Raw genomic sequence first — 12,803 nt, forward strand, 5'->3', positions numbered from 1 at the left:
AGCGCACACATGGGTGACCTGCTGGGAGTGGCGGTACTGGGTGCCGGACACATGGGGGCCGACCACATACGACGCCTGGACCAAGTGGTCAGCGGAGCCAGGGTCGCGGCGGTGGCCGACCCCGATGTCGAGCGGGCCGGGGAAGCCGCGGCCGGCCTCGACGCGGTGACCGTGCACGCGGACCCCGTGGCCGCGCTCGACGCCCCCGGCGTGGCGGCCGCACTGATCGCCTCCCCCGGCCCCGCCCACGAGGAGGCGCTGCTCGCCGCCTTCGCCCGCGGGCTGCCGGTGCTGTGCGAGAAGCCCATGGTGCCCGACTCCACGGGTGCGCTGCGAGTGGTGGAGGCCGAGGCACGGCTGGGCCGCCGGCTGGCGCAGATCGGCTTCATGCGCCGGTACGACGCCGAGTACCGCCGGCTCAAGGCGCTGCTGGACGGCGGCGGCCTGGGCCGGCCCCTGATGCTGCACTGCACCCACCGCAACGTCTCCTCGCCCGGCGGCTTCACCAGCGCCATGCTGATCAACAGCTCCGTCTCGCACGAGATCGACGCGGCCCGCTGGCTGCTCGGTCAGGAGCTGACGGCGGTGACCGTGCTGCGTCCCACGCCGTCCACGGGAGCCCCCGAGGGGCTGCTGGATCCGCAGTTCGTGCTGTTCGAGACGGCGGGGGGCGCGCTGGTCGACGTGGAGGTCTTCGTCAACTGCGGCTTCGGCTACCAGGTGCGCTGCGAGGCCGTGTGCGAGCGGGGCAGCGCGCGGATCGGCGACGAGCACACCATGGTGGTCACCACGGCGGGCAGCGCCCGCGAGGAGGTGGCGCAGGACTACCTCGTCCGGTTCTCCGACGCCTACGACCGCGAGGTGCAGGCCTGGGTGGATGCCACCCGGCGCGGGGAGGTCACCGGTCCGAGCGCCTGGGACGGCTACGCGGCCTCCGCCGTCGCCGAGGCGGGGGTCCGGGCACTGGAGACCGGCAGGCGGGAGACCGTCGGCCTTGCCCCGCGCCCGGACCTGTACGACACGTACGCCAAGGTCAGCCGCTGACGCTCGCGGCGCCCGTCTCCAGGTGCCCGGTGAACCGGCGCGACCAGGTCGCGTCGGAGTCGACGGTCACCGTGAAGTCGTACCAGCCGTTCTGGTACGCGACGGCGTTGAAGTAGTCCTCGCTCGAGGCGCCGGCGGCGACGGTGTACGTCCAGGGGCCGTCGCCGCGGTAGTGGTTGGACGTGATGGTGAACTTCACCGAGGACGCACCCGAGTTGGTCATCTTGAAGTAGATCGCCAGCTTGCCCGTGCCCGGCTCGACCGCGTAACGGGTGCTCACCTCCGCCGCCTTGCCGGCCTTGGTCGCGTCGCCCTGGAAGCGGCGCAGGAAGCGGTTGGGGCCGACCATGGTGAAGTCGTACCTGCCGCCGCCGTAGCCGGTGCCGATGTTGAAGGAGTCGGAGGCGGTGCCGCCCGCGTCGACCGTGTACTGCCACGGGGTGGTGTCGCGGTAGGCGTTGGGGTGGAGGGAGAAGTGGGCCGCGCGGGAGGCCGGGCCGCCCTGGTTGGTCATGGTGAACCAGGCGAGGATCTGGCCGGCCGCGCGGAACTCCAGGTGGTCCAGGTAGCCGCCCGGCTGGTACGGCAGGGCGCGGGCCGGGCGGGTGCCGGGCTCCTGGGCGGGCAGGGCGTTGTCGGTCGGCACCGGGTTGGGCAGCGGGCCGCAGGTGCCGATGCCGATCACGCTGGTGGCGGGCAGGGAGACCGCGCCGAAAACCGGGGTGGCGAAGTCGAAGACACCGGTGAGGTCGCCGCTGACCTTGCGCCGCCAGTCGCTGATGTTGGGGCACTTGGCGGGCTTGCCGAGCGCCGCCGTCCAGGTCTCCAGGAAGCGCAGCACGGAGGTGTGCTCGAAGACCTCCGAGGAGACCCAGCCGCCGCGTGTCCAGGGCGAGACGACGATCATGGGGACGCGGAACCCGAAGCCGTACGGCACCCCGTTCAGGAACTCCCCGGCCGTTCCGGCGGGCGGTGCCGGCGGGGGCACGTGGTCGAAGCAGCCGTCGTTCTCGTCGTAGTTGAGGAACAGGACGGTCGAGTCGAACACGTCCGGGTCGGCGGCGAGGGCCTGGTAGACGAGGCTGACGAAGTGGGCGCCGTCGCCGGGCGGGGCGTAGGGGTGCTCGGAGAAGGCCTGGTTGGGGACGATCCAGGAGACCTGCGGGAGGGTGCCCGCGAGCACGTCGGCCTTGATGGCGGCGGCGATGTCGTCGGGGGTGGAGCCGGTCACCTGGGGCACCGAGGACATGCCGCGGTCGTACAAGGGGTCGCCCGGCCCCGCGTTCGCGAAGTTCTTGAAGTAGGCGCAGCCGTTGTCGCCGTAGTTGTCGGCCGCGTTCTGGTAGACCTTCCAGGTCACCCCGGCGGCCTGCAGCGCCTCGGCGTAGTTCTGCCAGGTCAGGCCGGACTCGTCGCCGCCGTCGTAGCTGGCGGAGTCGACCTTGCCGCTCCACAGGTAGGTGCGGTTGGGGCCGGTCGCGCTGAGCGTGGAGCAGAAGTAGGCGTCGCAGATGGTGTAGTTGTCCGCGAGCGCGTAGTGGAACGGGATGTCGGAGCGGTCCAGGTAACCGAGCGAGCGGACGTTGCCCACGCCCGCGACCCAGTTGTCCATGCGGCCCTTGTTCCAGGCGGCGTGCTGCGAGGACCACGAATGGGGCAGGTCGCCGTTGCACTGGGCCAGGGTCTCGCCGTCCTTGCCGCCGGCGGACGGGGTGGCGCTGAGCTTCCACGGGTACTGGCGGCCCGTCCCGTTCGGCTGGTTGAAGACCGGGTAGCCGCCGCCGAGGGTGATGCCGCTGCGGTCGTCGAAGCCGCGCACGCCCTTCAGGCGGCCGAAGTAGTGGTCGAAGCTGCGGTTCTCCTGCATGAGGATCACCACGTGCCTGACGTCCTGGATGGTGCCGGTCGCGGCGGTCGCCGCGGCGGCTGCGGTGCGCGAGCCGGCGCCCAGCGCCGCGCCCGCCGCCACGGATGCGCCGAGCCCCACGAAGCCTCTTCGGCTGATCGGTGTCATTCGCCCCGTCCTCGTCACCTTCTGGTGCCCCTGCGGCACGCCGCGCGCCAGGGTGCCCGCGGCGATCGTCAGGGTCCATACCGGAGCGGTGAGGCGGAGATGAACATAAGTCAAAGTCCCCCGGGGGCTCGCCTCACACCCCGCCGAAGAGGGCGCCCAACCCTCGCTCCACCACGTGGGCCAGGTCCTCCTGTCCGGCCGCCACCACCCCGTACGTGCGCAGCAGGAAGCGGCGCAGGGCCGACGCGGGGAACTGCAGAAGGGCCAGGCCGTGGGGCGAGTGGAACTCCAGGACCGTCCGGGTGCGGCCGTAGGGCCAGATCTGCACGTCCCCGTGGCCGGCCGGGGCCCGCAGCCCCTGGTCGAGCAGGGAGCGCGCGAAGATCCAGGTGACCCCCTCGCCGTCCAGGGCGGCCTCGGCCGGGAAGTCCACGAAGACGGCCAGCGGGTCGTCCGTCGTGTAGCGCAGCGTGGCCGACACGGGGATCTCCTGGTCCTCGGCGGTGATGAGCCGGGCCTGGGCGGGCTGTTCGACAGTGATGGCATCCATGCCTTAATGGAGTCCTCGAGGGCGCCTCGCATGCCGCGAAATCCGGTCAGAGTTCGACGGGTACAAGACGCTTCCCGTACGCCTGAACACAGGAGCGACGAACACACGTGTGAGCGTGCGGGAAAAGTGCCCCGGGCAGGGACAACTCGCGTAGCGGACCTAAGACTTGGCCCGCCCGGCGCGTACGTCATTCGTGCGCCGGGATCGCTCCGGGAAGACTCTGGCATATGCCTGAAGCACCACCGTATCGTGTGTTGCCAAATCCCTTACGGGGCGTCGCGGGCTGTGCGAGAGTCGTAACGGTCCCCCCGTCGTCCCGGCCTTCTCGTCCCCCAACGGAGTGCGTCATGCCGTCACCGGTCTCCGCGGACCTTCCAGCCGCCCAGCCACCCGGACGCGGCTCGGTCGAGGCGTTGTTGACGCAGACGCGGCGGCTCAAGGGCGACGTGGACGCCGTACGGCGGGACACCCGGAACGACGCGGCCGACCCCGAGGAACGCTGGCAGCGCGCCCTGTACGATCTCGCACTGCACCAACTCGAGGACCTGGACGCCCATTTGGCCCAGCTCCGCGACGGCCCGGCCGCCGAGCCCGCGGCGCCGGTCGAGGCGCCCACCGTCCGGCCCGCGCCCGCCGCCGCCCCGGGCGGCTCGCTGCTCAGCCGCGTCGGCAGCGCGGAGTGGAACCTGCTGACGGACGAGGCGACCTGGTCCGGGGAGCTGTACCAGATCCTCGGCCTGGACCCGGACGCCCCCGCCCTCACACTGGACGAGCTGCCCTCGCTGGTCCTGGAGGAGGACCGGCCGAAACTGACCGCGATGGTGACGGACTGCCTGGTCGACGGCAAACCCATCGACGGCGAGTTCCGCATCGTACGACCGGAGGGCGTCGTGCGGGCGGTGCACATGATGGGCGAACCCGTGCTCGGCGCCGACGGCGGCACGGCCTCGATGTGGGCCGTGCTGCGCGACGTCAGCGAACTGCGCCGCTGCCGGCGGACGGAGCGCGAGACCCGTGACTCGCTGCAGCGTCACCGCCGGCAGGAGCAGACCGAGCACCGGATCGCGGCCGAGCTGCAGGAAGCCGTGCTACCGCCATGGCGCGGCTCCCTGCGGCTCCCGCACCAGGGACCACGCACCCTCGACCTCGCCGCCCGCCGCCTCCCCGCGGCGACGAGCACACCGCTCGGGGGAGACTGGTACGACGCGCTGGAACTGTCCGACGGCGACACCCTGCTCAGTGTCGGCGACCTCACCGGGCACGGGGTGGCGGTCACCTCCGGGATGGCGATGCTGCTCGGTGCCGTACGCGGTATGGCGCTGGCCGGCAGCCCGCCCGGTGAACTGCTCGGCATGCTCAACCGGTTACTCGACGCCACGGTGCAGCCCGCCCTCGGCAGCGCCGTCTGCTGCCGCTATCAGCCCCGGACCCACACCCTGGTCTGGGCGCAGGCAGGACACCCCGCCCCGCTGCTGTACCGCGACGGGACGGGGCGCGTGCTGAACGCACCGGACGGCGTCCTGCTCGGCGCCACCTCGGGCGCCGTCTACGGGCAGGCCGTCGACACCCTCCGGGCGGGTGACGTCCTGCTGTTGCACACCGACGGGCTGGTACCGGGGCACGCCTCGGGCGCGGCCGTGGACCGCCTGCTCGACCTCGCCCCACGGTTCGGCGCGGCGCACAGCGCGCAGCACTGTCTGCGGACGGTGGTCGAGGAGTTCGGCGGAGACGGACGCGAGGACGACGCCTGTGTGCTCGTCGCCAGGGTCACCGCATGAGCCGACGCACGTGACCTTGTTGATGGAATCGGGATTGATGGAATTCGGATTGATGGAATCCGGCGCACAGGCCCGGTGCCTGTGCGCTCACGCCTGTGCGCTGCCCGCGCCCTTGGTCCTCGGCTTGGGCAGGGCGAGCCGGATCTGCTCCCGCAGTTCGTGGATCTTCGGATAGCCGGCGTACTCCGCTGTCAGCCGGTACATCTGCCGCAGCCGGTCCCAGGTGCGACGGGAGGAGTTCGAGCCCATCGACATCAGGGCGAGGCGTGCGTAGCGATCGGCCTGTTCGGGGTCGTCGGCGATGAAGCAGGCCGAGGCCATGGACAGATGGTCGAAGATCTTCGACCGCTCACGCCCGTCGACCCGCAGCGAGAGCGCCTTCTCCGCGTAGTGCTGGGCGTGGGGGGCCGCGCTGGGGTCGAACTCCGCCAGCGTGCGGTAGGCGAGCGCCTGCATGCCGTACAGGTCCTCGTCCTTGAACGTCTGCATCCAGTCCAGCGGTTCCCCGTCGCCCCGGTCGGCGACGAACATGTCCTCCGCCTGCCCGAGCGTACGGCGCATCGCCTGGCCCTTGCCCATCGACGCCTGCGCCCAGGCCTCGATGGTGTGGAACATCGCCTTCGTACGCGGCTGCAGGCGGTCGCCGGCGCCGTCCTGGGCGAGCTTCATCAGGTCCAGGGCGTCGTCGGGCCGGCCGAGATGCACCATCTGCCGGGCCGCCCGGGACAGGGCCTCACCGGCGCGCGGCCGGTCTCCGCCCTCGCGGGCGGCGTGGGCGGCGATGACGAAGTACTTCTGCGCCGTGGGCTCCAGGCCGACGTCGTGCGACATCCAGCCCGCGAGCACGGCGAGGTTGGCGGCGACGCCCCACAGGCGCCGCTGGAGATGGGGTGGATGGTGGTAGGCGAGCATGCCGCCCACCTCGTTGAGCTGGCCCACGACCGCCTTGCGCTGAAGCCCGCCGCCACGGGCCGCGTCCCAGGCGCGGAACACCTCGACCGAGCGCTCCAGTTCCTCGATCTCCTGCGACCCGATGGGGGCGGCTTCATAGCGGTCGAACCCAGCGGGGTCGGCGTGCAGGGGGTCGTCGAGGACGGGGGCGTCGGCCTTCAGGGCCGGGTCGGTGTGCAGCCAGTCGTACATGGCGCTGCTGAGTGCGGATCCCGCGGCGAGCGCGGCACCCGCGCCCACCAAGCCGCGTCGGTTGAGCATGAGGTCCATTCCCGTGAATTCGGTGAGGACCGCGGCGGTACGTTCGGGCGCCCACGGCACGCCGTCGGGATGTTCCTCGATCCCGTCGCCCTGCCGTTTCCCCGTTCGCCCGTGCCGTACCAGACCGAGGTCCTCGATGGTCACGACACGGCCGAGACGCTCGGTGAACAGGGCCGCCAGCACCCGCGGTACCGGATCGCGCGGGATCTCTCCCGTGTCGATCCACCGACGGACCCGGGAGGTGTCGGTCGACAGCTGGGGGTGGCCCATGGCCGCCGCCTGCTTGTTGACCAGCCTCGCGAGTTCGCCCTTGGACCAGCCGGCCAGGCCGAACAGGTCCGCCAGGCGGGTGTTGGGTTGTCCGCTCACGTCAAGCCCCCAGGTTCTCGGCTGAGTTGACAGTAGCCCGGTGGAGGTTGCCGGGCGACTATTCGCCAGGGTTCGCCAGGGTCCGCCAGATGGTGTGCCACTGGGCATCGGGTGTCGAGTAGGAACGCGCCACCCCGACCCGGTCGCCGCTCGCCTCTTGTGGAGCCTCGCGGGTGCATTCCCCAGGGTGCACCCGGGCGACCGGGCCGGGCAGGCGCACGCTCGCAGTGCATGCGAACGGAGTACGGGCTCCCCCGTGCGCCGGCTTCGCGCATGTGCCCCGAGCACGCACCACAGGCAGGCACCGCAGGCACACGAAGGGATCTGTATCTCCCATGTACGCAGCATCGTCCTCCGTGTCCGCCCCGCCCCGGCCGCTGCGCTCCCGCCCCGCGGGCGGCGGACCGTACCTGGACCCGGCGGCACGTCCGGGCGGCCCCGTGCCGGTCGCGGGCCGGCTCCGGCGGGTGCCGGGCCAGGTCGGTGGTCAACCGCTGAGCGGGCGACTCGACCTGTCCGGTCCCCAGGGCGCGCAGCTGCGCACCGCGATCGCATCGGTGCACCGGATCTGTCCGGAGTTCACCCCGGTGCAGGTGCTGCGGCGCAGCGGACGGTCCGTCCTCCTGGTCGGGACGGCGGGGCGCGGCACGGCCGTGGCCAAGTGTCTGTTGGACCACTCGCCGGCCTGGGCCGAGCGGATCCGCCACGAAATAGCCGCATACCGCTCGTTCGTCCGGCACCGGCCACCGGTCCGCGTGCCCCGGCTGATCGCGGCGGACCCGGACAACTGCACCCTGGTCATCGAGCGGGCGCCGGGCCGGGTGGCGGCGCTGCAGCGGCATCCGGTGGAGGCGCCGCCCCGGCCGGACGTCCGGGCCGCGCTGGGCGCGATCTGCCGGGTGAACGCCTGGCGACCCCCGGCGGGCACCTTCGACATGCCGCTGGACTACGGCGCCCGGATCTCCCGGTACCACGAGCTGGGCCTGCTCACCGACCGGGACCTCGGCGACCTGCAGAAGCTGCTGCACGGCATCGCCCACGAGGTGGGCCGGCACGGCATGCTCCAGTTCAACCACGGCGATGCCCTGCTCTCGAACATCCTGCTGTCACCGGCCGGTCCAGTGCTGGTGGACTGGGAGCACGCGGGCTGGTATCTGCCGGGGTACGACCTGGCGACGCTGTGGCTGGTGCTCGGGGACGCGCCGGTTTCCCGGCGGCAGATCAGCCAGATCGCCCAGTCGGCGGGCCCGGCCTCCCGGGACGCCTTCCTGGTGAACCTGATGCTGGTGCTGACGCGGGAGATCCGCACGTACGAGACGGCCGTGCAGCGTTCGATGCACGAGGTGACCCCGGCGGCACCGGGCCTGGCCCACCCCGGTGCTGCGCCGTCCGGCGAGGAACAGCGGCTGCTGCTCAGGCGGCTGCACGACGACTGCCAGATGGCCCGCAGGGCCGTCAGAGCGGCGGTCGGCACTCGCTGACGGGGACGACGGCTCCGCGGTACGCCAGAGCGGCGGCGCACCGCGGACCTTCGTGTGTCCGGGGCCCGTTGTGGCCAGTGGTGTACGCCAGTGACGCCGCGCAGGCCGGTGGGCCGACGTCGCGAAACTCGCCGAAAACCCTTCGTGACATGGGAAATCGCCGTCCTGAAGGCATCATTGACGGATCGTCGGCAAGCCGGTACCACTGATCCAGCTCGGCGCCGCACGCCCCGCCACTGCCCGCCCGTCACAGGAGGCCGCATTGCGAGGTTCCGCCACTGATTCCGCGTCCACACCCGGCAACAGACACCTGCGGCGGGCCGTCGGCCCGCTCGCCTCGGCGGCGCTGCTGCTGCCGCTGCTCGGCGCGGCCCCCGCCCAGAGCGCCACGGACTCCTCCGCGGGCCGGCTGCAGCACGCGTTCGCCACCGCGGCGGCCGAGTACCACGTGCCGCAGAGCGTTCTGCTGGCCGTCTCCTACCTCCAGTCCCGCTGGGACTGGCACGCCGGCGCGCCCAGCGTGTCCGGCGGTTACGGTCCGATGCACCTCACGGACGCCCGCACCGCGATCGCCACCACGGAGCACTACGCCGAGGGCACGGAGGACGCCCGCGGCGACGCCGCCCGCGCGGCCGTGCACCCGGACATCCCGGTGCCGGCCGAGTCCGCGCTCCCGGCCCGCCTGAAGACGCTGCCGAAGGCGGCGCAGCTGACCGGCCTGCCGGCCGAGGAGCTGCGCACCGACCCGGCGGCGAACGTGGCCGGGGGTGCCGCCCTGCTCGCCGCCGCGCAGAAGGAGCTGGGCGAGCCGCTGAGCGCCGACCCGTCCGACTGGTACGGCGCGGTGGCGCGCTTCTCCGGCGCCGACGACTCGGCGACCGCGGCGGCGTACGCCGACGACGTGTACGACGTCCTGCACACCGGCGAGGAGCGCACCACGGACGACGGTCAGCTGGTCGCGCTCGCCGCCCAGCCGGGACTGACCGCCGACACCGCCCAGTTGCGGCGGGCCGGGCTGGGCACGCTGCCCACGGACGGCGTCGAATGTCCGCGCTCGGTGTCCTGCGAGGCGGTCTGGGCGCCGTACGCACAGTTCGGGAACAACAACTACGGCAACCACGATCTCGGCGACCGACCGGTGTCACAGGGCATCAAGTACATCGTCATCCATGACACGGAGGGCGCCTGGGACGGGGTGCTGAAACTGATCCAGGACCCGACCTATGTGTCGTGGAACTACACGATCCGCTCCACGGACGGTCTGATCGCCCAGCACGTCAAGGCGAAGGACGTGGCCTGGCACGCGGGCAACTGGTACGTCAACGCCAAGTCCGTCGGCATCGAGCATGAAGGTTTCCTCGCCAACCCCGACGCCTGGTACACCGAGGCCATGTACCGCTCCTCGGCGCGGCTGGTGAGGTACCTGGCCGGCAAGTACGGCATCCCGCTGGACCGGCAGCACATCCTGGGCCACGACAACGTGCCCGGGCCGACCACGTCCACGATCCCCGGCATGCACACGGACCCGGGTCCGTACTGGGACTGGCGGCACTACTTCCAGCTGTTGGGCCACCCCTTCAGGCGCACGGCCGGCAAGCGGGGCGGGCTGGTGACGATCCTGCCGGACTACGCCGCGAACCAGCCGGTGTACACGGGCTGCACCACCAGCGGCCAGGCCTGCACGGCGCACGGCTCCAGCGAGGTGCGGCTGTACTCCGACCACGACGTCAACGCGCCGCTGATCAAGGACATCGGGCTGAAGAAGGACCCGACCGAGGACGTGAACGACCTGTCCTCCCGGGTCTCCACCGGTCAGCAGTACGCGGTCGCGGACCGCTGGGGCGACTGGACCGCGATCTGGTACCTGGGCCAGAAGGCCTGGTTCCACAGCCCGCGCACGGCACCGGCGGCGGTGCCCGCCAAGGGGCTGGTGATCACCCCGAAGGACGGCCTGGCGAGCGTTCCGGTGTACGGCAGGGCCTACCCGGAGACGGAGGCCTACCCGGCGGGGGTCCCCGCCCAGTCGGTCGTCCCGCTGCCGTACACGATCCCGGCCGGGCAGAAGTACGTGGTCGGTGACGAGGTGCCCGGCGAGTACTACTACTCGGTCACCTTCACCACCGACTCGCACCGGGTCGTGGTGGGCAAGGACCTGTACTACGAGATCCAGTACGGCCACCGGGTCGGGTTCGTCCGCGCCGCGGACGTGACCTTGGAAGGCTCGGCCGGCTAGGCGCGGCCGCGCGGCCTCAGCCCTGCTGGAAAAGCTCCGCCGGGAGCGGCTTCAGCAGGGCGTACAGGTCGTCGGTGATGGGGCGGTCCCAGGCGGCGATGGTGACGAGGACGCCGTCGCTGCGGTCGAACTGGACGCAGGAGATCCGGGACTCGGACAGTTTCAGCCGCCGCACGATCAGGAGGTTGTCGCCCTGGAGGACCGGGGTGTCCTCGACGCCGACGACGGTGACCTCCTCGTCGTTCTCCAGCGCGAGCAGCAGCTGGCCCACCTCGAAGGGGATCTCGTCCTCGGCGACCTCGCGGGCCGGGGAGCCCTCGGGGAGGTTGCCGATGATCATGGCGGGGCCGCGGCCGCCGAAGAGGTCGTAGCGCAGGAAGACGCCCTGGCAGGTGCCGTCGGGGGCGGGCAGCAGACCCGCGCCGAGGTTGCCCGGCCAGTCGCCCGGGTCCATGGCCAGCACGTCGAAGTCGGGTCCCGCAGGGGTGGCGCTGCGGCGGCGGAGGAACGACATGCGGCCATGGTACGTGGGGTGCGCCGGAAGTGGCGTGACGGGGCCGCCGATCGGCCGTGGGGTTCGTCGTGCCTGGTCCGGCCCACGCGGCCGAGTCGCACATCGGCTCAAAGGGCAGCTGGTCAGGAGCGTGGCCAGGGCGCCGCGCCCGGCCGCGTGGACCATGCGCGCAGGGACGTCGGAGTCCTGGCTGACCGGCAGCAGGACGTCGAGGGTGCCCCGGATGGTGATCAGCGGTCTGCCGGTGCGTCCGGGTGTCCCGCGCCATGGTGGCGGCCCACACGTCTGGGCACCCTGCCGGCTCTCACTCCTCCCGCGGTACCGGGGGCACCACCGCGACCGGGCTCGCCGCGTGCAGCAGGACGGCCTGGGTGACGGAGCCCATCATCCGGGCCGGTGCGAGCAGGCGCCGCCGGTGCCGGCCGACGACGACCAGCTCGGCGTCCTTGGAGGCGGCGACGAGATGGCCGGCCGCGTCGCCGGGCAGGGCCTCGACGTCGGCGCGTACCTCGGGGTGCCGCTCGCGGTGCGGGGCGAGGAAGCCCTCGGCGAGGGCACGGGTCTCGTTCTCGACGGCGGCCTGGTCGATCTGGGGCGGCACCAGCTGGCCGGGGGCGGACCAGGTCTGCACCGGCCAGGGATAGGCGGCGATCACCTGGACGCGTGCGCCGTGCAGGGCGGCCTCGGTGAAGGCGAGGGCGAGGGTGGCCTCGTCCGGGCTGTCGGCGTGCAGACCGACCACCACCCGCGGTCCCGGCTCGGCCGGGCCGTCGCCGTGCACCTGCCGGCCGGGCCGGGGTACGACGACCACCGGGCACTCGGCGTCCCGGGCGGCGGCGAGCCCGTTGGAGCCGAGCAGCAGGCTGGCGAAGCCGCCGCGGCCCCGGGAGCCGAGGACCAACAGCTGGGCGTCGGCGCCGAGTTCCGGCAGGACGGCGCCCGGTACGCCCTCCAGGGCGACGTACTCGACGACCGGTTCGGCGCCGCGGCCCGCGAGCCGGGTGTGCACGTCGTCCAGCACCGCATCGCCCACCGCCTGGGGCGGTGCGGCGACCAGCACATCGGCCTGGCCCCAGGCGGCGTACTGCCGTACGTGCACCACCCGCAGCGGTGCGGCGCGGCGGCGGGCGGCGTCGAAGGCCCACTCCAGCGCGCGCAGGCTGTCGTCGGAGCCGTCGACCGCGGCGATGACCGGCGCAGTGCTCATCGTCCCTCACCTTTCGGAACACGACCTTCCCCGTGCTGGGGCCAGCCTGGCGCAGGCGTCGGTCCCCGCCGGGTCCTGGTGGTCGCGTGTCCGGAAATCGGTTCGGAACACCCCCGGTTCAGGCCTGGTGGATCCGGTTCAGGTGAGGTCGAACTCCCCTTCCCGGGCTCCGGAGACGAAGGCACCCCATTCCGCCGGAGTGAAGATCAGGGATGGGCTCTCCGGACGGCCGCTGTTGCGCATCGCGATGAAGCCCTCGACAAAGGCGATCTGGACATCTCCCAGACCTCGGCTGCTGGACTGCCACTCGGCCTTGCTGAGGTCCAGCTCCGGCTTGTCCCAGCCCGCGAGCGGCTGCTGCTGGATCGTGCTCTCGGCCACGTCCGTGCTCCTCCCGGTTC

General features: G+C 72.2%; 10 protein-coding genes. 4 read left to right on the forward strand and 6 right to left on the reverse strand.

From position 1 onward, the window contains the following. Positions 1-9 precede the first annotated feature (9 nt). Complete coding sequence (locus ACWC2T_RS24890) at positions 10-1,044, forward strand: Gfo/Idh/MocA family protein (RefSeq protein WP_450672561.1); 1,035 nt, start codon at positions 10-12, stop codon at positions 1,042-1,044. On the opposite strand, the gene ACWC2T_RS24895 is transcribed toward ACWC2T_RS24890, so the two are convergent. After that, positions 1,034-3,058 carry a phosphocholine-specific phospholipase C gene (locus ACWC2T_RS24895; protein WP_450672562.1) on the reverse strand — a complete coding sequence of 675 codons (2,025 nt, stop codon included), beginning with the start codon at positions 3,056-3,058 and terminating at the stop codon, positions 1,034-1,036. The two genes, ACWC2T_RS24890 and ACWC2T_RS24895, sit on opposite strands and share 11 nt — an antisense overlap. Before the next feature lie 133 nt (positions 3,059-3,191). Further along, positions 3,192-3,608 (reverse strand): SsgA family sporulation/cell division regulator, encoded by a 417-nt coding sequence (locus ACWC2T_RS24900; protein WP_450672563.1) that lies wholly within the window; start codon positions 3,606-3,608, stop codon positions 3,192-3,194. 347 nt (positions 3,609-3,955) lie between these two features. Here ACWC2T_RS24900 and ACWC2T_RS24905 point away from each other — a divergent pair, with 347 nt between their 5' ends. Beyond that, on the forward strand, positions 3,956-5,386 hold the full coding sequence (locus tag ACWC2T_RS24905) for a PP2C family protein-serine/threonine phosphatase (protein WP_450672564.1): 1,431 nt from the start codon (positions 3,956-3,958) through the stop codon (positions 5,384-5,386). Positions 5,387-5,473: 87 nt separating this feature from the next. Here the strand turns inward: ACWC2T_RS24905 and ACWC2T_RS24910 are convergent, their stop codons facing one another. Next, the gene (locus ACWC2T_RS24910) at positions 5,474-6,967 is read right to left on the reverse strand and encodes a DNA-binding protein NsdB (protein WP_450672565.1); all 1,494 of its coding nucleotides are present in this window, start codon (positions 6,965-6,967) and stop codon (positions 5,474-5,476) included. 335 nt (positions 6,968-7,302) lie between these two features. Between ACWC2T_RS24910 and ACWC2T_RS24915 the strand changes: the two genes are divergently transcribed. Then, a complete protein-coding gene (locus tag ACWC2T_RS24915) occupies positions 7,303-8,448 on the forward strand; it encodes an aminoglycoside phosphotransferase family protein (RefSeq protein WP_450672566.1) in 1,146 nt (381 codons plus the stop codon). A 262-nt stretch (positions 8,449-8,710) separates the two neighbouring features. Continuing rightward, complete coding sequence (locus tag ACWC2T_RS24920) at positions 8,711-10,681, forward strand: N-acetylmuramoyl-L-alanine amidase (RefSeq protein WP_450672567.1); 1,971 nt, start codon at positions 8,711-8,713, stop codon at positions 10,679-10,681. Positions 10,682-10,697: 16 nt separating this feature from the next. Here ACWC2T_RS24920 and ACWC2T_RS24925 read toward each other — a convergent pair whose 3' ends face one another. The 3 genes from ACWC2T_RS24925 to ACWC2T_RS24935 all read right to left on the reverse strand — a co-directional run bounded on the left by ACWC2T_RS24925 (position 10,698) and on the right by ACWC2T_RS24935 (position 12,783). Further along, positions 10,698-11,195 (reverse strand): hypothetical protein, encoded by a 498-nt coding sequence (locus ACWC2T_RS24925; protein WP_449197099.1) that lies wholly within the window; start codon positions 11,193-11,195, stop codon positions 10,698-10,700. Positions 11,196-11,499: 304 nt separating this feature from the next. Next, positions 11,500-12,402, reverse strand: a complete 903-nt coding sequence (locus tag ACWC2T_RS24930; protein WP_450672568.1) for a universal stress protein — start codon at positions 12,400-12,402, stop codon at positions 11,500-11,502. A 138-nt stretch (positions 12,403-12,540) separates the two neighbouring features. After that, entirely contained in the window at positions 12,541-12,783 is a 243-nt protein-coding gene (locus ACWC2T_RS24935) for a DUF397 domain-containing protein (RefSeq protein ID WP_103816026.1), read from the reverse strand. Positions 12,784-12,803 lie beyond the last annotated feature (20 nt).

The organism is Streptomyces sp. NPDC001393 (assembly GCF_053597455.1).

Coding starts and splice junctions, on each gene's coding strand:
- ACWC2T_RS24890 (WP_450672561.1), top strand. CDS start 10: ATGGGTGACCTGCTGGGAGTGGCGGTACTGGGTGCCGGACACATGGGG.
- ACWC2T_RS24895 (WP_450672562.1), bottom strand. CDS start 3,058: ATGACACCGATCAGCCGAAGAGGCTTCGTGGGGCTCGGCGCATCCGTG.
- ACWC2T_RS24900 (WP_450672563.1), bottom strand. CDS start 3,608: ATGGATGCCATCACTGTCGAACAGCCCGCCCAGGCCCGGCTCATCACC.
- ACWC2T_RS24905 (WP_450672564.1), top strand. CDS start 3,956: ATGCCGTCACCGGTCTCCGCGGACCTTCCAGCCGCCCAGCCACCCGGA.
- ACWC2T_RS24915 (WP_450672566.1), top strand. CDS start 7,303: ATGTACGCAGCATCGTCCTCCGTGTCCGCCCCGCCCCGGCCGCTGCGC.
- ACWC2T_RS24925 (WP_449197099.1), bottom strand. CDS start 11,195: ATGTCGTTCCTCCGCCGCCGCAGCGCCACCCCTGCGGGACCCGACTTC.
- ACWC2T_RS24930 (WP_450672568.1), bottom strand. CDS start 12,402: ATGAGCACTGCGCCGGTCATCGCCGCGGTCGACGGCTCCGACGACAGC.